The sequence below is a fragment of the Peptostreptococcus sp. genome, from assembly GCF_036639115.1.
Taxonomy (GTDB): domain Bacteria; phylum Bacillota; class Clostridia; order Peptostreptococcales; family Peptostreptococcaceae; genus Peptostreptococcus.
Genome location: NZ_JAVWJH010000005.1, coordinates 154,834 through 176,495 on the forward strand (window position 1 = coordinate 154,834; position 21,662 = coordinate 176,495).

A 21,662-nucleotide genomic window follows, 5' to 3' on the forward strand; every position below is an offset into this window, starting at 1 on the left:
AGTGGGTGCTACATTGCTTAATTTCCCACCGAGGTTGCGATATACGTGATACTTGTACCCTTGCAGTCTATAAAATGGTTGCAGGGGTTTTTTATATTTTACGGTGAGTGCTAAACTTTATTTTTGTGAAGGAGGTGCACTAAGATTATGAATAATGCTATGGAAACTAAGTCAGCTGTTGTTGCTGAAATAGCGGATAAGCTAGAAAAAGCTGCTTCTGTCATAGTTCTTGATTATAAGGGACTAACAGTTGAGCAGGTAACAGAACTAAGAAGTCAGATGAGAGAAGCTGGTGTTGAATACAAGGTATACAAGAATACACTTGTAAGAAGAGCTGCTAGCCAAGTCGGTGGAGATGCTTTTGCAAACTTCAATGATGAACAGTTAGTAGGACCAAACGCAATTGCATTTGGTTACGAAGATCCAGTTGCTCCAGCTAGAATTCTTAAGAGCTTTATGGATAAGAATCCAGAAAAGATAACTCTAAAGATGGGTGTTGTTGAAGGTGAATTCTACAACGAATCAAAGATTGTTGCTCTTGCATCAATACCATCAAGAGAAGTACTTATTGCAAAGCTTCTTGGCAGCCTAAAGGCTCCAATGTCAAACTTCGTATACTTATTGGATGCAATAATAAAGAAGCAAGACGAAGCTACAGAAGCGTAAGTTATACACCAGTTAATCTGGTAGGCTAATTAGCCAAAAGTTTAAATCGAAATTAAGACAAAATAAAAGATAAATAATACACGGAGGTGCAATAAAATGACAATAGAACAGATTTTAGAAGCTATAGAAAACATGAAAGTTTTAGAATTAAATGAATTAGTTGAGGCTGCTGAAGAAAAATTCGGCGTATCAGCTTCTGCTCCAGTAATGGTTGGTGGTGCTGCTGCAGGCGGTGCTGCTGCTGAAGAAAAGACTGAATTTGACGTAATATTAACTTCAGCTGGTGCTTCAAAGATAGGTGTTATAAAGGAAGTTAGAGCTATAACAGGATTAGGATTAAAGGACGCTAAGGAATTAGTTGACGGAGCTCCAAAGCCAGTTAAGGAAGGCGCATCTAAGGACGAAGCTAATGAAATAAAGGAAAAGTTAGAAGCTGCTGGTGCATCAGTAGAAGTAAAGTAATTTAACTTTTAATTTAAGACAAAATTGCTATCAGGGGGTTGTCTGTATCGTAATGATCGGGCGACTCTTTTTTTGCGCAAATTTGCTGAATTGTATTGAAAATAGAGAATATTATAGTATTATTTCGAAAAAAATTATGTAAAATATGCCTATATTTGATCAAGTTAATATACAGCTAAAGTAAAGCGTTTTGAAATATTTAAATAGATATTTACTATAGATATAGTATGAGCTATAGCAATTATATATAAATAATGTATGTAATTGCTAATATAAGCATAAGATGATAAACTGAAAAAGAATATGTCTAAAAGTGGATAGATATATTATATAGGAGGGATTATGAAAGACGAGGTTGAAAGTTCCATAATGAAAGCTATGGATGGTAAGCTTCTTGATAAGCAAGATATTGTAAACCTTTTAGAACTACCTTCACAGTCCCAAGAGGTAAAATTATTGGGAGCCCTAGCCAGAAGTATCAGTAAGAGTGTCGCTGATAATAGAGGTAAGATTTGGGCTGCCATAGGGCTAGATTATGCAAGTTGTAAGATGAACTGTAGCTTTTGCTCCTTGGGAGAAGAATGGAATTCTACAAGAAAATATTATGAGCTAGAAGAAGCTGAAGTGATGAAAATTACAGAGGGTTTTATAGAAAATGGTGTAAATTGGCTTGTCATTAGAACCACAGAGTTCTATGATTTTGATAAGCTTGTTTATTATGCCCGTAAAATAAAGAGCATACTACCAGAAGATGTCATATTTACAGTGAATACTGGTGACGAAAACTCTAGAAGATCAAAAGAATTAAAAGATGCAGGCTTTGATATGGTTTATCAAGCCATAAGATTAAGGGAAGGTGTGGATACTGATTTTGCTATAGATGATAGAAAAATCACTCTAGAAAAAATAACTGAATCAGGGATGATTTTATCTCAGTATCTAGAACCAATAGGACCAGAACATACTTCAGAAGAAATTGCAGATAGAATACTTGGAATAGTTGAAGAAAAAACTACCGTTGGTGGTGTCATGAAAAGAGTCTCAGTAGAAGGAACTCCAAAATTTGCTTTTGGTGATTTGGATGAAGACAGACTGGCTCATATAGTAGCTGTCATGAGAATAGCCACTAGGGGGCATATTGAGGATATAATAGTACATCCATACAACAAAAAGGCACTGGATTGTGGGGCAAATGCAATAGTGGTCGATATTGGTGCAATCCCGAGGTCTTCAAAAATTGAACTTAAAGAATGGGATTCTATAGATGCAGAAAAGGCAAAAATGCTTTTGGTGGATAGTGGATATTATGTTCAATAAGTAGAAATGCTATATTTATAAAGACTAATATATTTGAAAAATATTTGTTTTTATTAAAATATATAAATTTTAAGGGAATCAATATAGGAGGAAGCAATGAAGAAAAAAGCGTTACTATTAATGTCAGCTCTTGTTATTTCTGTTTCTATGATGGGTTGTAGTGACTCATCAAAGAAAGAAACAACTAAGACTGACAACAAAAAAATGGAGATGAATGTAGGAACTTGGAAGACAGCTCAGACCATACAACCATTTATTTATGATAAGTTTAAAAGTGAGAAAGATCAGCTAGAGGTAAAACCTTTTACTAATCCTGGAGATATGAAGACTGCTTTGTTATCAGGAGATCTTGATTTTACTGGAACTACTTGGGTAACAGCTATTATGGCTGCATCAAAGGGAGAACCAATTAAAGTTGTAGCTAGTATGACAGAAAAGTGTTCTGCACTAGTAGTTGGAAAAGATAGCAACATAAATGATATAAAAGATTTAAAGGGAAAAACAATAGCTTATGTTCCAGGAACGATGCATCATATATTATTGTTAGAAGTGTTGGATAAGGCAGGACTTGATCCAAATAAGGATGTAACACTAAAGAAAATTGATTTCTTTGATATGGGACAAGCGCTTGCTTCAGGATCAATTGATGCATTTTGTAGCGGTGAACCTTACCCATCAATAGCAATGACAGATGGATATGGAAAAGTATTAGTCTACCCTTACTATGATGATAGCATAGGATATATTAATGCAGCTATGATTACTACTGAGGATGAAATCAAAAATGATCCAGCTAAGGTTCAAGAAATGGTTGATATGCACGTTGAATCAACTAAGTATCTTATGAATCATAAGGAAGAGTGGATTGATAAAGCTGTAGAATTTGGTACTGATAAAAAATACATTACTAAATCTACTGAAAATATAGACTTAACATATGATATTACACCTCAAACGATAAAGCAGGTGAAGAATCTTGCTGAAAGAATGAAGGAACAAAAAATAATAGATAATGTTCCTGATATCGACAAAATGTTTGATCTTACATTCTTAGAGAAAGCAAAAGAAGAAGCTAAATAGTGGTGAATAAAATGGAAAAAAATATAAATAAAAATAGTACGATTGATTTTGTTGGCTTCATTGTACCGATTATATTTATAGCAGCTTGGGCTATTTTGCCTACATTACTAGATACTCCAAAGTATTTAATACCGTCACTTAGTACAGTGGCTAAAGGGTTTATAGACTTTATAACGGGTAGTTATGAGCTAAGTAGTTACTCTGGAAGCTTCTTAAGCAATGCTCTAGCAAGTACATATAGAGTGGTTGTGGGTTTTTTGATTGCTAGTACACTGGGTGTAGGTATGGGGATTCTTTCTGGATATTATATATATATAAAAAGATTGTTTGATCCATTTATACATATTATCAGAATGATTCCAGGTATAGGATGGTTTCCTATTGCTATGGTATGGTTCGGTGTCGGAAATAAAACAACAATATTTTTGGTAGCACTAGCTGCATTTTTCCCAATATATGTAAATACTTTAAGAGCAGTAAATGACGTGGATGATACACTAATTAATGTGGGCAAGCTACTAGGAGCAAGTCAAGGGAATATAATGAGGACCATTATACTTCCAGCCTCACTTCCAGGAATATTTTCTGGCTTGAGGTTAGGGATGGGAGTGTGTTGGGCCTACCTAGTACTAGGTGAGCTTACAGGTGTAAATGAAGGGCTAGGAGCTGTTATGATGGACTCTAGAATGCTAGGAAATGTAGATATGATAATAGTTTGTATGATATCTATAGCATTTCTTGGAAGAATATTTGACTTAATATTACTTGCTATTTTTAAGGTTCTTAGACCAGCAGAATTGAGGTAGATATATGGATGAAATTATTCTAAAAATAGAAGATATCAACTTGGGATATGCAAATGGAAAAAACTATAAAAAGGTTTTGGAAGATATAAGCTTTGACATAAAAAAGGGTGAAATTGTAAGTATAATCGGGCCAAGTGGTTGCGGAAAATCAACTCTTTTGGGTGCCATAGGTGGGATAAATAACAGTTATGAGGGGTCTATATTATTTAAAGGGCAAAAGATAACTGGTCCATCTTCTAATAGAGGGTATATATTTCAAGAAGCAGCACTTTTTGATTGGCTTACTGTAGAAGAAAATATTGGATATGGCTTAAAGCTTAAAAAAACACCTAAGAATGAAATTAAAAAATTTACAGATGAATACATCAGGGAGATAGACCTAAAAGGCTATGAAAGTTACTATCCAAGCAAATTGTCTGGTGGTATGAAACAGAGGGTATCACTTGCTAGAAGTTTGATAATGCATCCTGAAATCCTTCTTATGGACGAACCTTTTTCAGCTCTTGATTATCAAACTAGGATAGAGATGCAAGGGCTAACATTAAGGCTTTGGGAACACTACAAGCCTTCAATAATATTTGTAACTCATGATATTGAAGAGGCGATACTTCTTTCAGATAAAGTGATAGTAATGAGTAAAAATCCAGGGAAAATCATAGAAGTGTTGGATATAAAGTTTAAAAGACCTAGAAAAATTGATTTAATAAGTGATGCAGAGTTTGTAGATATAAAAAAGAAGCTTTTAAAAATGCTTATATCTTAATAAGTAATTTGCTTGATAAATTAAGTCGCTGAAAAATAAAAGTGATAACAAGAATTAATTTTAATAAATATAATATCCTATCTATTAGATGTATACACTGTATACATCTAATAGATAGGATATTTTTATATATATTTAAAGAATATACATTAAGCTCTTACAAATTAGCAAATAGATATTCACTAACAATAATGAAGTATAAGCGAATAGATATCTACAAACAATAATGAAATACGAACAATTGATATTAATACTATTGTTAAAAATATTAGTAATAAAAATAGTATTGTTCATCCATGTTCTAAATGGGTATAATACTACTATGAGAGCGTTATTAATTTATATTACTATAAAAGAAAGTTAAACAGTGTTTCGGAGGTGAATTTATGAAGAGGATATATTTGGGCGGATATACGAGGAAAACGAATAAGGGAATTCATATTTTAAAAATAGATAAAAATAATGATAAATTAAATGAAGTAGAGTTTATAAGAGAAGAAGGAGCAACTTTCTTGGCTTTGAGCAGGGATAGAAAAAAACTATTTTCTATAACTACAAGGGAAGAAGGAGGAGTAGCTTCTTATAAATTAGAAAATGGAAGATACAATCTTGTAGATACGGTTGGATACATGGGTAAATCACCTTGCCATATCTATTTTGATGAGAGGCAAAGTATCATATATGCAAGCAATTATCATCTAGGTAGACTGGATATAATAAAAGTAGATGATAATCTTGAAATGAAAATAATAAATACAATAAACTACTTTGGGCATAGTATAGTTAGTCCTGATCAAGATTCTTCTAAATGTCATATGGCAATTAAGGATAAAGATGATGAGTATTTAATTGTTGTTAACTTGGGAGCTGACTGTATATATTCTTACAAAATGTACGAAGATGGTAGCTATAAATTGGTTGGAATGTATAACACCAAAGCTGGAATGGGACCAAGACATTTGGTATTTGATAGAGAAGGAGAATATGCCTATATAATTGGAGAGCTAAACTCATCAATTGATGTAGTAAAATACAATAGAAAAATGGGTACCTTTAAATTTATAAGAAACGTATCGACTCTTCCTGAAGGCTATGAAGGGGAAAATACTGCTTCTGCTATCAAAATTTCAAAAGATAATAGATTTTTATATGCGTCAAATAGAGGTCACAACAGTATAGCTGTCTTTAAAATTATTGAAAATAGTAAGTTAGAGTTGCTTCAAATAGAAAAAACAAAGGGAGATACTCCTAGAGATTTTGCCCTTATAAAAGATGAAGAAATGATATTAGTAGGTCATCAGAATGGTTTGATACATCTATTTGATAGGGATAAAGAAACAGGAAAAATTAAACATTTAGATGGCAGATGTCTAAATATAGAGGAAATTGTGTGTGTATTAAGTTAGTTATAAATAATATGCTTTGGAAAATTATAGTGAAAAATAAATATATATACAGATTAAAAGATAGGCGTATAAATAGATACACCTATCTTTTTTAGTTGAGACCTAAGCTTCTCATCACGACTAGGTATATAATATATACACTAGATAGTAAAATCAAAATTTCAGGTATTATAACGGTGAAAATCAATCTTTTGAAAAAGCCTTTTTTACCTTCTGATTTTCTTTTAACCCTGATATACATAATCGTTGGAAAAAGCGTGTTTATAGCCATAGCTATAAATGTAACAATAAAAATTCTTATGGCAGCTGGATTTGTAGCTATCAAATTTGCACCTCCAATTATTCTTTAATCTGTATAAAATATTATACTATAGAAAGCTTAATAACAAGTATAGCTTTTTTTGAAAAAAACAAGATTTTACCAAGTTCTTTATGCTATAATATGAATAGAATGCCGTTTTTATATCAATTTATAAAATAAATTTAGGAGTTAATTTTGTCGAGTAAATATTTAAAAACTATTATTTAAAAGACATGTTAGCAAGTGAAAAATAAGGTTTAGTGCAGAAAATAAGATATACTCTGCAAGCGATATCTGTTTTTAAAAGAAATTATTCAAAGGGGGCAAAACAACAAAAAACATAGTAAAATACAATGTTTTATTTTGAAAGGAAGTTTTGTTATGAATATAAGACTATAATTTATTTATAAGTATGATTAAAAAAATATTTTAGATGGGATGTTGGATATGAAAAAAAGTAAAGTTTTAACTATGACTGCTATTTTAATATCTGGCTCTATGATGATAGGATCAAAGGTCTTTGCAGCAAATAGCTCTATAAAGATTAAGGAAAATCCGGAGTGGACAATTAATTTTCTGAAAAGACAGGCTGATCAAAATCTAGATGATGTAGAGGCAGAAATAAACAAGGTAAACAAAGATACCTCAATTACAAAATTTAATATGGCGTCTGTCAAGGGAATATTCGAAGACGTCGTTTTTTTGGGGGATTCAATCACTGAATACTTGAAACAGGGTAATATACTGGATGCATCTAGCGTTTTGGCCATGAAGGGTGAACACATAAATCAAGCGAGTAAACACTTGGAGGAAATAAAAAACCTGAAACCAAAACAAATAGTTATTCTATATGGTGCAAATGATATAAATGCCTATTCTCCAGAAAAATATAAAGAAGAATATATCAAGTTAGTAAAATCTATACAAAAGGTAGATCCAGGCGTGAAAATTTATCTACAAGCACCTCTTCCAGTAAATGAAAGTGTTGCATCAAAAAAGGATATGAGAATAAACAATGATAATATTAAGATGTTTTCAGATAAAGTAAAAGAAGTAGCAGGTGAAACAGGGGCTCAGTTCTTATCATCTGATGGATTAATTACATCAAATGATTTGTATGAACCTGATGGAATACATTTGAAGTACGACTTTTATAAAAACTGGTTATTTTTCTTAAGCGAAAATATGTAGGGAGGTGTGCCATTTGAAGAATGAAGAAGATAATAAAAAACCACCTGTAAACTATGAACACACTGCTAGATTAAGAATTGTAAAAGAAGAAAAAGAAAAGGGAGGCAATAATCCCAACGGTAAAAAAATTAAAGAAAAAATAGTAATAAAAGAAAATCCAGAGATTATAGCCGATAGAAAACCCATGAAAATGAGCAGCATATATAGAAAGAAATATATTGTTCTAGCTATAATAGTCTGTATAGTATTTGTATTAGCATATCAATTTGTAAAAGTAAAAGAGGTTGATTTTCCTGCACTTAAGACTAATATTTCGAAAAATATAGATATAAGTGAGCTTTATGTTGGAGATGAGCAGGATCTAAGAAAGCTATATGGAATTAATCAAAATGAAATTGAAAACTATGTATCATTTGCTCCAAAGAGCAATATGCAGGCCAATGAAATTTTGATAGTAAAATGTAAGCCAGAGTACTCAGATGTTGTAATGAAAAAAATTCAAGGAAGAATAGATTCACAATCTAATAGTTTCAAAAACTATGCGCCAGATCAATATAAAATAATATCTTCCAGCGAGCTAAAGAAAAAGGGCGATTACATATACTTTGTATCAGCAAAGGATGTAAGTATTGTAGATAATATTATAAAAAAAAGTTATAAATAAGGGAAGGTGAGGGTTTTGAGTTTTACTAGTTTAACATTTTTATTCTTGTTCTTCCCAATAGCAATAATAATTTATACAGTGGCACCTAGAAAGATAAAAAACAAAGTTCTTTTAGTTTTGAGTTTATTTTTCTACAGCTGGGGAGAACCTGCGTATCTAATATTAATGATAGCATCAATTCTAGTGACATGGTTTGGTGTCAGAATGATGTACGATATTAGAAAAAGGCGCGAAGAAGCAAAGTTTTATATGGTCTGCTTGATAGTAATTAATGTGGCCATATTAGCATTTTTTAAGTATTACGGATTCCTAATAGACAACTTCAACCTTGTCACAAGAATGAATCTTAGAATAATTGATCTACCATTACCATTTGGTATTTCATTTTATACATTTAAGATAATTTCTTATATAGTAGATGTCTATACTGGAAAAACTAAGCCGCAAGCAAGTTTATCAGATTTTGCATTATATATTAGTATATTCCCTCAAATTGGTGCAGGACCAATAGTCCAGTACAATGAGATGGAAAAAGAACTTCAAAATAGAAGGTGCACAACAGATAAATTTGGTAAAGGGCTTGAAAAGTTCATAATAGGTCTTGGTAAGAAAGTTTTAATTGCAAATAATCTAGCACTGATATGGGCACAGGTAAAAGACATGCCTGGACTAGAGATGTCAGCAGCAAGTGCTTGGATAGGAATAATTGCATTTACATTGCAGATTTATTTTGACTTTAGTGGATACTCTGATATGGCAATAGGTTTAGGTTACATGCTTGGATTTAAGTGGGCAGAAAACTTTAACTATCCGTACATATCTAAGAGTGCAACAGAGTTTTGGAGAAGATGGCATATATCTCTTGGAAATTGGTTCAAGACGTATATATACTTCCCATTAGGCGGTAATAGAGGAAGTAAGACGCAACATATAAGAAACATATTCATAGTATGGATGGTTACTGGATTATGGCATGGTGCTAGTTGGAATTTTGTAATATGGGGTCTATATTTTGGAATTATTATATATTTAGAAAAAATAAAAATATTAGGCTTCCTTGAAAAAAGAAATAGTAAAGTTCAAACTCTATACTGTCTATTAATAGTAGTATTAGGTTGGGTAATGTTTGATCTTCAAGGAGTCTCACAAATAACAAAATTCTATGGTAATATGTTTATAGTTGGGGCAAACGGAATAGTTGATCCGACTGCCATGTATCTATTTAAGACATCATGGAAGATTATAATACCAGCAATGATCGGTTCAACAACTCTTGTAAAGAGAATAATAGATAATATAAAATCTAGGTTTGGAAGAAGTGGATATATAGCGATATCAATATTCTATTTTGCAATATTTATGCTAGCAGTATCTTCTTTGATAGGCGAAAGCTACAGTCCATTCCTATACTTTAATTTTTAGGTGGAGGTGATGCAGGATGAGTAAAAAAAGAAAAAAATACGTAGAACCTGAAATGCCTGACAGCCTTAAAAAGTTATTGGATTTGGATGTAGAAAGTGATCCATCATATATTAGGAAAGCAACTAAAAAGCCTGCAGGTACGGCCAATAGACCAAATAATAAAGCTGGATCTAAGAAAAAACCAAATTCAAAGAAACAGCAAAGCTCAAAGAAGCAGAGGCCTTCTTCGTCTAAAACAAAAAAGAAGCAACAGCCTATAAATACAAAAGCTAAATCTTCGAAAAAACCGAGTCAAGCGAGACCAACTCAGGCGAGACCAAGTCAAGCAAGGCCAAGTCAAACAAGGCCAACTCAGGCTAGACCTGTAAACGGCAAGCAAAGAACATATGGATCTAGGCTAGAGCAAACACAAAGAATATCAAAAGATAAAATAGAAAACGCACAGAGAAAGCAAGTGCAAAAGAAAAAACCTCAGAAAAAGAAAAAGGTAAGAAAGAGAAAATCAGCGAATTTCTTGCAGATAATTATATATTCAATTACTCTTTTCTTTAATTTTATATTCAGAGGTGGAGATAAGAAAAAATATGTAAAAGAAGAAAGAAAAAGAGTATTAGATTATAGATTCTATAGAAATTTGACAATAGTATCAATGCTAGTAATAGTAGTGATGACTGTAGCAGTAATGGCTACTCCTAGCCAGAAGGTATCTGTTGCAGAAAATAGAGAATTACAACAAAAACCAAAATTCTCTATGTCAAAGTTCGTCGATGGAAGCTACTCAAAAGACTATGCAAAATATATGTCTGATCAATTTCCAAAGAGGAGTAGTTTTATTAAAACTAAGGCAAATATGGATATGATGTTTGGTAAGAAAGAAATCAATGGTGTATATGTATGCAAAGATGGCTACCTAATGGAAGGTTTCAAAAAGGCAGATCAAGAGACAACCAAAGAAAAAATGGATGCAGTCAATACATTTGTCACTAGTAATCCAAAATTAAAGACAAGTATGATGATTGTTCCAAATAAAGTTGAAATTTATAATAATTTGTTGCCAGCAAATGCTCCAGTAGACTCTCAGGCAGAATATCTAAAAGAGCTTAGTGCAATGGCAGATAATAAAATTAGGTTTATAAATTTAATAGATGATTTTAACAAAGTTAAAAACTCAGAACAACTTTATTTTAAGACAGATCACCACTGGACAAGTGATGGAGCCTATACAGCATATCTAAGTTATTGTAAGAAATTAGGAATGGAACCTGCCAGTGAGAGCACATTTACAAAGACTTTGGCTACAGACAAATTCTATGGAAGCTTGTATTATAAAAATGGAGCACAGATAGGTTCTCCAGATGATTTGTACCTATATGTTCAGGAGGCAAATAATCCTCTAATAACAAAGTATTATGATACAAAGAAAAAAGTTCCTACTCTTTATGATCCATCTAAGTTAGAAGGAAGAGATCCATATGAAGTGTTTACAGGAGGAAATCATACTCAGATTAAGATAAGAACAAATGTTGATACTGATAAGAAATTACTTTTAGTAAAAGATTCATATGCAAACTCAATGCTACCATTTTTGGTGAATAATTATGCGGAAATAAATGTAATTGATTTGAGGTATTATACAGGAACTATGGAAGAGGTAATTAATAATAATGATATTACAGATGTCTTACTTCTTTATAATGTAAATACATTCAACACGGATGCATCTATCTTGAGCATAAATAGCAAGTCAAAGACAAGCTAAGCTTATAGGTATAAAAATTTTAAGAGTATAAATGAAAATAAAAAAATAGATTTACTAGTAAAAAGAGAAATTAGCTCTCAGAATATCATAACAATTAATGAAAAATGTTAATTGTTGAATTTAAATAAAAAAGAGAGCTTAAATAAAATTGATAGAAAAGATGCGAGCCAATTGGCTCGCATCTTTTTGCATGAAGACTAAAAAATTATAAGCATAATAAAAAGAATTTAAAATATAAAAAAACAAAAAAATACTTGAAAAACTTGACTCTTTGTGATAAAATAATATACTGCTTATGTTGTGAAATATTACCCGTTTTTGTTAATGACGTGGTATTGTTTTCCTGGCGCATTTATTGCGATAAGCATTATTTTATTAGATAATTGCGATTTATAAAGTGGGCTCGTAGAGGTAAATTTCTTTTGCATTTAATTACTAGAGCGAGGTGGATTTATAAGCGTGGACTCATAAATTAACAAATGCAATAAAATTTAATTTAGTGAGGTGAAAATTGTGGTACCACATCCAGTGATGATTGGAAAAAGAGAAAGAATGAGCTTTTCCAAGATTAAGGAAATAGCTGACGTGCCAAATCTGATTGAGATTCAGGTAGACTCATACGATTGGTTCTTAAGAGAAGGCTTAAAAGAGGTATTTACAGACATATCACCAATAGAAGATTATACAGGAAATCTTATATTGGAGTTTGTGGATTATTCTCTAGATGAAAAACCAAAGTACGATATTGAAGAGTGTAAGGAAAGAGACAGCACTTACTGCGCACCTTTAAAAGTAAAGGTTAGACTTATAAATAAGGAAACTGGCGAAATAAAGGAACAAGAAGTATTTATGGGAGATTTCCCTCTAATGACAGACAGAGGTACATTTATCATAAATGGTGCAGAAAGAGTTATCGTATCACAATTAGTTAGATCTCCAGGTGTTTATTATGCTGAAGAGAGAGATAAGACAGGTAGCAGACTAATTTCTTCTACTGTAATACCTAACAGAGGTGCTTGGTTAGAATATGAAACAGATTCTTCAGGCATTATATCAGTAAGAGTAGACAGAACTAGAAAGCAACCAGTAACAGTACTTCTAAGAGCTCTAGGAATAGGTACAGATATGGAAATACTTGACCTAATGGGTGATGATGAGAGATTAAGAGCCACATTAGAAAAGGATAATACCACTAATGTTGAAGAAGGACTTGTAGAAATATATAAGAAATTGAGACCAGGTGAACCTCCTACAGTAGAGAGTGCTTCATCACTTCTTAACTCATTATTCTTTGATCCAAAGAGATATGATCTTGCCAAAGTTGGTAGATATAAGTTCAACAAGAAGTTGGCTCTTTGTTATAGAATAATGGATAAGGTAGCCTCAAGAGATATAGTAAATGGAGAAACTGGAGAAGTATTCGTAAAGGCTGGAGAAAAGATAGAACTTGATGTAGCAAAGAGAATACAAAATTCAGGAATTAACCAAGTTTGGATAATTGTTGAAAGTGAAAGCGGAAAAGAAATCAAGGTAATTGGTAACAATTTCGTAGACGCACAGTCTCATGTAGACTTTGATATATCTGATTTAAATATCAAAGAAGATGTTCATTATCCTACTTTAAAGGAAATATTAGAAAAGTATGATGATGAAAATGAAATCAAAGAAGTAATAAAGGCTAATATAAAGGCGTTAGTACCAAAGCATATCTTGCTTGATGATATTATTGCGTCTATAAGCTATGAATTCGGTCTATTTTATATAATAGAAGGAAAATATAGAGTTGGTAATGTCGATGATATAGATCATCTAGGAAACAGAAGAATCAGATGTGTTGGGGAACTTCTTCAAAATCAGGTTCGTATAGGTTTTTCTAGAATGGAAAGAGTTATAAAGGAAAGAATGACAGTTCAAGATATGGAAACTATCACACCTCAGGCTCTTGTAAATATCAGACCAGTATCTGCAGCAATCAAAGAATTCTTTGGTAGTTCTCAGTTGTCACAGTTCATGGATCAGACAAACCCACTATCAGAACTAACTCATAAGAGAAGATTATCAGCTCTTGGACCAGGTGGACTTTCAAGAGAAAGAGCAGGGTTCGAAGTTCGTGACGTTCATCATTCACATTATGGTAGAATATGTCCAATAGAGACTCCAGAAGGACCAAATATAGGTCTTATAAACTCTCTTTCAACTTATGCAAAGATAAATGAGTATGGATTTATAGAATCTCCATACAGAAGATATGACAAAGAAAACAAGGTTGTCACAGATGATATACATTATTTAACAGCTGATGAAGAAGATCTTTATGTAAGAGCTCAGGCCAATGAGCCTCTAGATGATGATGGACATTTCATAAATAACAGAGTAATCTGTAGAACTGTACATGGTGCAGTTGAATTGGTTCCAGAAGATAGAGTTGATTACATGGATATATCTCCTAAGCAGGTTGTTTCTGTTGCGACTGCTATGATTCCTTTCTTGGAAAATGATGATGCCAATAGAGCGCTTATGGGATCAAACATGCAGCGTCAGGCAGTTCCACTAGTAAGAAGAGAGGCTCCTATTATCGGTACAGGTATCGAGTATAGAGCAGCAAAAGACTCTGGTGCAGTGGTTGTAGCAAAGAACAGTGGTATAGTTGATAGAGTATCTGCTGATGAAATACTTATAAAGAAAGAAAATGGAGATAGAGATAAATATAAGTTACTTAAGTTTAAGAGATCAAACTCTGGTACTTGTGTAAATCAGACTCCAATAGTAAGCAAGGGTGAGGTAGTAGAAGAAGGAGACGTTATTGCAGACGGTCCAGCTACTGATCTTGGTGAAATAGCACTTGGTAGAAACTGCTTGATTGCATTTATGACTTGGGAAGGTTATAACTACGAGGATGCCGTTTTAATAAATGAAAAATTAGTTAAAGAAGATAGATTATCTACTATTCATATAGAAGAATACGAATGTGAAGCTAGAGATACAAAGCTAGGACCTGAAGAAATTACTAGAGATATACCGAATGTAGGTGAAAATGCAATTAAGAACCTAGATGACAGAGGTATCATAAGAATAGGTGCTGAAGTAAACTCAGGTGACATATTAGTAGGTAAGGTAACACCAAAGGGTGAAACTGAACTTACTCCAGAAGAAAGACTTTTAAGAGCTATATTTGGAGAAAAGGCAAGAGAAGTAAGAGATACTTCACTTAAGGTTCCACATGGTGAATCAGGAATTATAGTAGATATTAAGATATTTACAAGAGAAAATGGAGATGATTTATCTCCAGGTGTAAATGAGCTTGTTAGATGCTATATTGCTAAGAAGAGAAAGATAAAAGTCGGAGATAAGATGGCCGGACGTCATGGTAATAAGGGTGTTATCTCTAGAGTATTACCACAAGAAGATATGCCATACATGGCAGATGGTACTCCAATGGATATAGTACTTAATCCACAGGGTATACCTTCTCGTATGAATATCGGTCAGGTGCTAGAAGTTCACTTAGGACTAGCAGCTAAAAAGCTTGGATGGCATGTTGCAACTTCAGTATTTGATGGTGCCAATGAGTATGACATCATGGATGCTCTAGAAGAAGCTGGATATCCAAGAAATGGAAAGCTAGAACTATTTGATGGACGTACTGGAGATGCATTTGAAAATGACATCACAGTAGGTTATATGTACTACTTAAAGCTACATCACTTGGTTGATGATAAGTTACATGCAAGAAGTACAGGACCATATTCACTAGTAACTCAGCAGCCACTAGGTGGTAAGGCTCAGTTTGGTGGACAGAGATTTGGTGAAATGGAAGTTTGGGCTCTAGAAGCTTATGGAGCGTCTCACATACTTCAAGAAATCTTGACAGTGAAGTCAGATGACGTTAAGGGTAGAGTTGAAACTTACGAAGCAATAGTAAAGGGCGAAAATATACCAGAACCAGGTATGCCAGAATCATTCAGAGTATTGATGAAAGAGCTTCAGTCATTATGCTTGGATGTAAGTGCACTAGATGCAGATGGTAGTCCAATTGATATTAAGGAATCTGTTGATGAAGAAAGTCACGATGATTTCAAAATAGAAAGTATTGTTCCAGATGATATAGAAGATACTCATGTAATTGAAGAAGTTGAAGAAGAAAAAGATGAGTATGCAGAAGAGGAAGACGTTGAAGAAGAGGAAGAATTTGATGAAAACTTCGTAGATGAAGAAGAGGAAGAAGAATCAGATTTTGATGAAGAAGAAAACTTCGATGAAGAAAAGGAAGAGTACTAAGAACAATTCGCAAAGTAGCTAATTAGGGTAGAATGACATGTCATTAGGTTCTCATATCGGGAACCTAAGAGACAGTTAATTATATAAGTATCGAAAAGAAGGGAGAGAACTCCTTGTTTGAATTAAACAATTTTGAGTCGATAAAGATAGGCCTAGCTTCTCCAGAGAAGATAAGACAATGGTCTAGAGGAGAAGTAAAGAAGCCAGAAACAATTAATTATAGAACACTAAAGCCAGAGAAGGACGGATTATTCTGTGAAAGAATATTTGGACCTACTAAGGACTGGGAGTGTCACTGTGGAAAATATAGACGTGTAAGATATAAAGGTGTAGTTTGCGACAGATGTGGTGTTGAGGTAACTAAAGCCAAGGTAAGAAGAGAGAGAATGGGTCATATAGAGCTAGCAGCTCCAATGTCACATATCTGGTATTTCAAGGGAATTCCATCAAGAATGGGTCTTTTATTGGATATGTCTCCAAGATCTCTTGAAAAAGTATTATATTTTGCTTCATATGTAGTAGTTGATCAGGGTGAAACTGGTCTAGCATACAAGCAAGTTCTTACAGAAAGAGAATACAGAAATGCCATTGAAAAATATGGATATGGTAACTTTGAAGTAGGAATGGGTGCTGAAGCAGTTAGAAGATTGCTTGAAAATATAGATCTAGATGCTCAGTCATTAGAACTTAGAGAAGCTCTAAGAGATGCTACTGGTCAAAAGAGAGTGAGAACTATCAGAAGACTAGAAGTTGTAGAGGCGTTTAAGAAGTCTGGAAATAAGCCTTCTTGGATGATTTTGGAAGCTATCCCAGTAATACCACCAGATTTAAGACCGATGGTTCAGCTAGATGGTGGTAGATTTGCTACATCAGATCTAAATGATTTATACAGAAGAGTTATAAACAGAAATAATAGATTGAAGAGACTTCTAGAATTGGGAGCTCCAGAAATCATAGTAAGAAATGAAAAAAGAATGCTTCAAGAAGCAGTTGATGCACTTATAGATAATGGTAGAAGAGGTAGACCAGTTACTGGTCCTGGTAACAGACCACTTAAGTCTTTATCAGATATGCTAAAGGGTAAGCAGGGACGTTTCAGACAGAACTTGCTTGGTAAGAGAGTTGACTATTCTGGTCGTTCTGTTATCGTAGTTGGCCCAGAGCTTAAGTTCTATCAGTGTGGTCTTCCAAAGAAGATGGCGCTAGAACTATTTAAGCCATTTGTAATGGATAAGCTAGTTAGTCAAGGATTTGCACACAATATTAAGAGTGCAAAGACTATAGTTGAGAAGGTAAAGCCAGAAGTTTGGGATGTATTGGAAGAAGTAATTAAGAGTCATCCAGTTCTTCTTAACCGTGCACCGACACTACATAGATTAGGAATACAGGCATTTGAACCAGTACTAGTAGAAGGTAAGGCTATTAAGCTTCATCCACTTGTTTGTACAGCATATAATGCCGATTTTGATGGTGACCAGATGGCAGTCCATGTTCCACTATCAGTAGAAGCTCAGGCTGAAGCAAGATATTTGATGCTATCAGTAAACAATATACTAGCACCTAAGGATGGTTCTCCAATCACTACTCCTTCACAGGATATGGTTCTTGGATCATACTACTTGACTATTGAAGCTCAAGAAAATGCCAAGGGCACAGGTACAATATTTAAGGATTACAATGAACTTACTCTAGCTTATTACAACAAAAAAGTTGAATTACATGCTCTAGTAAAGATGAAGGTAACTCTTGAAGATGGAAGAAGTTCTCTAGTTGAGAGTACTGTAGGTAGATTCATATTTAATGAAGGTATACCTCAGGATCTAGGATTTGTAAATAGAGAAGAAGATCCATTTGGATTAGAAGCTGATTTCTTAGCTGACAAAAAATCACTAGGAAAGATAATAGATAAGTGTTTTAGAAGACACGGAAATACTAAGACAGCAGAACTACTTGACTATATCAAGTCTATAGGATATAAATATTCTACAGTAGGTGGTATAACAGTTGCCGTATCTGACATGGATATACCAGAAGCTAAGTATGAATATATAAAAGAAGCTGAAAATTTAGTAGACAAGTATGAAAAGGCATATAGAAGAGGTCTTATATCTGATGAAGAAAGATATGAAAAAGTTATAGAAACTTGGACAGAGACTACTGAGAAGGTAACAGACGCTCTAATGGACGGCCTTGACAGAATGAATAATATTTATATAATGGCCCATTCAGGAGCCAGAGGTTCGAAAAACCAGATAAGACAGCTTGCAGGTATGCGTGGTCTAATGGCCAATGCGTCAGGACAAACTGTGGAAATTCCGGTTAAATCTAACTTCCGTGAAGGTCTATCAGTAATGGAATACTTTACATCTTCACATGGTGCCAGAAAGGGACTAGCAGATACAGCCCTACGTACAGCCGATTCAGGTTACTTGACTAGAAGACTAGTTGATGTCAGCCAGGATGTTATAGTAAGGGATATAGACTGTGGAACTACAGAAACTACAGAAATATTTGCTATTAAGGATGGAAATGAAGTAATAGAAGAAATAGAAGATAGAATCATAGGAAGATATACAATCGATCCTATTCTTGACCCTAATACAGGTGAAGAAATAGTAGGAGCAGATCAAATGATTCTTGAACATGATGCAGATAAAATTGTTGCTGCAGGTATAGAAACTATTTATATCAGAACTGTTCTTAATTGTAAAACTGAACATGGTGTGTGTGCTAAGTGCTACGGAAGAAACCTTGCAACTGGTAAGTCAGTGAATATAGGTGAATCTGTAGGTATAATAGCCGCTCAGTCAATCGGTGAGCCGGGTACTCAGCTTACAATGCGTACATTCCATACAGGAGGAGTCGCAGGTGGAGATATCACACAGGGTCTTCCAAGAGTTGAGGAGCTTTTCGAAGCTCGTAAGCCAAAGGGTCTTGCAGTAATAACTGAAATTGAAGGTTACGTTGAATTAGACGAAACTGGAAAGAGAAAAGAAGTTATTGTAACTCCTACTGAAGGCGAATCTGAAGCATATCAGATACCTTATGGATCAAGAATAAGAGTAAAGAACGGTGCATTTGTTAGAGCAGGTGAACCTCTTACTCAGGGTTCTATCAACCCACATGATATCGTAAGAGTAAATGGTATAGGCGGAGTTCAGGATTACATAGTTAAGGAAGTACAAAGAGTCTATAGATTACAGGGTGTTGATATCAATGATAAGCACATCGAAGTAATTGTAAGACAAATGCTATCTAAGGTAAAGGTTGAAGATCCAGGAGATACAGACCTTATACCAGGTGGATATGAAGACGTTCTTAACTACAATAAGTGCAATGATGAAGTTATTTCAAAGGGACTTAGACCAGCTTCGGCTAAGAGAGTTCTTCTTGGTATTACAAAGGCTTCTCTTGCAACTGAATCATTCCTATCAGCAGCATCATTCCAGGAGACTACTAGAGTCTTGACTGATGCAGCTATAAAGGGTAAAGAAGACCACTTGATAGGACTAAAAGAAAATGTAATACTTGGTAAGCTGATACCAGCTGGTACAGGTATGAGAAAATATAGAAATATAGCTATAGAAAAAGAAGGCGTAGAAGAATAATTCGCCAACTAAATAAAAGGGTTGATAACAATTTGTTATCAACCCTTTTTTATGTTAAATCTGAGTAGAATTGTAGGCTTATATTTAAAGTATATTCCTTTATAAAGTAAAATATAGTAAAAACATAAAGTAAAAACATAAAGTAAAAACAATTATATTGTATAAACTGCATATATAAAATAGAAATTATTTGTATATACAGTTTATACAATATAAAAAGTGACAAAAATTTATGAATGAAAGTATTTGCCACTTTTTAATATATATATACGGTTTTGATTAAATAAGGTATTAATTTTCAGGGGCAACTTCGATATTGCCAATTTCCTCATTTTCACTAGCTTCAGACTTTCTAGCCAATGTTTTCTTAAGTAATATTGGTGTAAATATAGTAGTTACAACAACCATTAGAATAATTGGTGAGAACATATCTGCATCAATTAGACCTAGTTTATATCCCTTTTGCGCAACAATAAGTGCAACCTCTCCTCTAGATACCATACCGATACCTATGTTGAGTGATTCGTGTCTATTAAACTTACAAAGTCTTGCCCCTATTCCTGCTCCTACAATTTTGGTTAGTATTGCAACCGCTATCAAGATAGCAGCAAATATCGCCATTTCAGTAGTGAAACTATCAAATTTTGTCTTAAGTCCTATGCTCGCAAAGAATATTGGCGCGAAGAACAAATACGAAAGTATATTCACCTTTTTGACAATATAGTTTCGTATACTAAATCTACTAAATATCATACCCATTAAATATGCACCTGTTATATCTGCAATTCCTACATATACTTCTGAAATATATGCAACGATTAAAACAGCTGCAAAAACATAGATGGTAATTCTTCTTCTATCCGTTTTTACATCCAGGAACCTGGCTCCAAAGACCGTTACAATACCTAAAATAGCCATACAAACGAAATAAAGAGCAATCTTTATAAGTACTGTTGAAATACTTATGTTTGTATCTCTAAAGCTGGTAATAATTGTCAAAATAATAATACCGATGACATCATCAATAATGGCTGCTCCTAAAATAGCATTACCAATTCTACTATTGGCATAACCGAGCTCCCTGAGCGCCTCTATGGTAATACTTACTGATGTAGCTGTTAAGACTACCCCAACAAATAAAGCCTTTAAAAGGTCTTGTTCAACACCTGGATTTATCTGGAAATACCACATGTATGACAAGAAACCTCCGATTAGAGGTATCAACACACCAAATAGAGCAATTACGAGGTAAGATGAACCCTTTCTCTTAATTTCTCCTAGATCTGTATCTAGTCCAGCCATGAACATTAAAATAATGACACCTATTTGAGCTACTTCATCTAAAAATGTAGTATTACTCACAAGATTAAGCATTGATGGTCCTATTATTACTCCCGCGATTAATGCCCCTACCACTTGTGGTAAGTTGATTTTTTCGGTAAGTCCTCCCAAAATCTTTGTAGACAAGAGAATAATAGCAATACTTAATAAATAGCTATAATCTAACATATCAACCTTCCTCCTATAAAATTTTATTAATCTCTTAATTAAAATTAACATCCCCCGACAATATTTCTTAATTCAAATTTAGAGATTATTTCTTATTACAAACAATAATTATACCATAGAAAAAACGCTTTGTCATATAATATAATAATTTATTTTCGAACTTTTTAATAATAATTTATTTTAAACGTGAAAAAATAAATAACTGTATAGCTAGGTTAGAGGGATGTTTATAGGAAAACTAGGAAAGAAGTGAGATTATTAAGAAAAATACACTTAAATCTAATATTCTGAAATAGAACGGCTATTTAATCAAAATTAATAATAGCTAATGTAAAGATATATAAACTAGAAATTATACAAAGAATAACATGTTTTTCAATAAAATACATAAAAATATTATAAAAGGTATAAAAAGATAATGGGCAAAATA

15 protein-coding genes and 1 other annotated feature (1 of these 16 running past the window's edge) are annotated in these 21,662 nt (G+C 33.4%); of the genes, 13 read left to right on the forward strand and 2 right to left on the reverse strand.

The features are described from left to right. Window positions 1–102, forward strand: a sequence feature (ribosomal protein L10 leader region) (it extends 26 nt beyond the left edge of the window). 45 nt (window positions 103–147) lie between these two features. From rplJ to RR561_RS07650, 7 genes are all read left to right on the forward strand, one after another. Next, window positions 148–666 (forward strand): 50S ribosomal protein L10, encoded by a 519-nt coding sequence (gene rplJ, locus RR561_RS07620; RefSeq protein WP_332507085.1) that lies wholly within the window; start codon window positions 148–150, stop codon window positions 664–666. A 96-nt stretch (window positions 667–762) separates the two neighbouring features. Continuing rightward, a complete protein-coding gene (gene rplL / locus RR561_RS07625; RefSeq protein ID WP_332507086.1) occupies window positions 763–1,128 on the forward strand; it encodes a 50S ribosomal protein L7/L12 in 366 nt (121 codons plus the stop codon). 342 nt (window positions 1,129–1,470) lie between these two features. Then, a complete protein-coding gene (locus tag RR561_RS07630; protein ID WP_332507088.1) occupies window positions 1,471–2,445 on the forward strand; it encodes a hypothetical protein in 975 nt (324 codons plus the stop codon). Between the two features lie 96 nt (window positions 2,446–2,541). Beyond that, window positions 2,542–3,525 carry an ABC transporter substrate-binding protein gene (locus RR561_RS07635; RefSeq protein ID WP_332507090.1) on the forward strand — a complete coding sequence of 328 codons (984 nt, stop codon included), beginning with the start codon at window positions 2,542–2,544 and terminating at the stop codon, window positions 3,523–3,525. An 11-nt stretch (window positions 3,526–3,536) separates the two neighbouring features. Beyond that, window positions 3,537–4,331, forward strand: a complete 795-nt coding sequence (locus RR561_RS07640) for an ABC transporter permease (protein WP_332507092.1) — start codon at window positions 3,537–3,539, stop codon at window positions 4,329–4,331. 4 nt (window positions 4,332–4,335) lie between these two features. Beyond that, entirely contained in the window at window positions 4,336–5,094 is a 759-nt protein-coding gene (locus tag RR561_RS07645; protein ID WP_332507094.1) for an ABC transporter ATP-binding protein, read from the forward strand. Window positions 5,095–5,480: 386 nt separating this feature from the next. After that, a complete protein-coding gene (locus RR561_RS07650; protein ID WP_332507095.1) occupies window positions 5,481–6,500 on the forward strand; it encodes a lactonase family protein in 1,020 nt (339 codons plus the stop codon). Window positions 6,501–6,591: 91 nt separating this feature from the next. Here the strand turns inward: RR561_RS07650 and RR561_RS07655 are convergent, their stop codons facing one another. Beyond that, entirely contained in the window at window positions 6,592–6,825 is a 234-nt protein-coding gene (locus RR561_RS07655) for a hypothetical protein (protein WP_332507097.1), read from the reverse strand. 423 nt (window positions 6,826–7,248) lie between these two features. Between RR561_RS07655 and RR561_RS07660 the strand changes: the two genes are divergently transcribed. The 6 genes from RR561_RS07660 (at window position 7,249) to rpoC (ending at window position 19,723) form a co-directional block, all read left to right on the forward strand. Then, a complete protein-coding gene (locus tag RR561_RS07660; protein WP_332507099.1) occupies window positions 7,249–7,992 on the forward strand; it encodes a GDSL-type esterase/lipase family protein in 744 nt (247 codons plus the stop codon). Between the two features lie 4 nt (window positions 7,993–7,996). After that, a complete protein-coding gene (locus RR561_RS07665; protein ID WP_334309604.1) occupies window positions 7,997–8,656 on the forward strand; it encodes a DUF4358 domain-containing protein in 660 nt (219 codons plus the stop codon). A gap of 6 nt (window positions 8,657–8,662) precedes the next feature. Further along, window positions 8,663–10,078 (forward strand): MBOAT family O-acyltransferase, encoded by a 1,416-nt coding sequence (locus tag RR561_RS07670; protein ID WP_334309605.1) that lies wholly within the window; start codon window positions 8,663–8,665, stop codon window positions 10,076–10,078. 16 nt (window positions 10,079–10,094) lie between these two features. Continuing rightward, complete coding sequence (locus RR561_RS07675) at window positions 10,095–11,837, forward strand: DHHW family protein (protein WP_332507104.1); 1,743 nt, start codon at window positions 10,095–10,097, stop codon at window positions 11,835–11,837. A 531-nt stretch (window positions 11,838–12,368) separates the two neighbouring features. Continuing rightward, window positions 12,369–16,115, forward strand: coding sequence for a DNA-directed RNA polymerase subunit beta (rpoB, locus tag RR561_RS07680; protein WP_442952303.1), 3,747 nt, complete (start codon window positions 12,369–12,371; stop codon window positions 16,113–16,115). Between the two features lie 113 nt (window positions 16,116–16,228). Continuing rightward, a complete protein-coding gene (gene rpoC / locus RR561_RS07685) occupies window positions 16,229–19,723 on the forward strand; it encodes a DNA-directed RNA polymerase subunit beta' (RefSeq protein WP_332507107.1) in 3,495 nt (1,164 codons plus the stop codon). 291 nt (window positions 19,724–20,014) lie between these two features. On the opposite strand, the gene RR561_RS07690 is transcribed toward rpoC, so the two are convergent. Next, a complete protein-coding gene (locus RR561_RS07690) occupies window positions 20,015–21,232 on the reverse strand; it encodes a cation:proton antiporter (RefSeq protein ID WP_332507109.1) in 1,218 nt (405 codons plus the stop codon). Window positions 21,233–21,662: the final 430 nt, after the last annotated feature.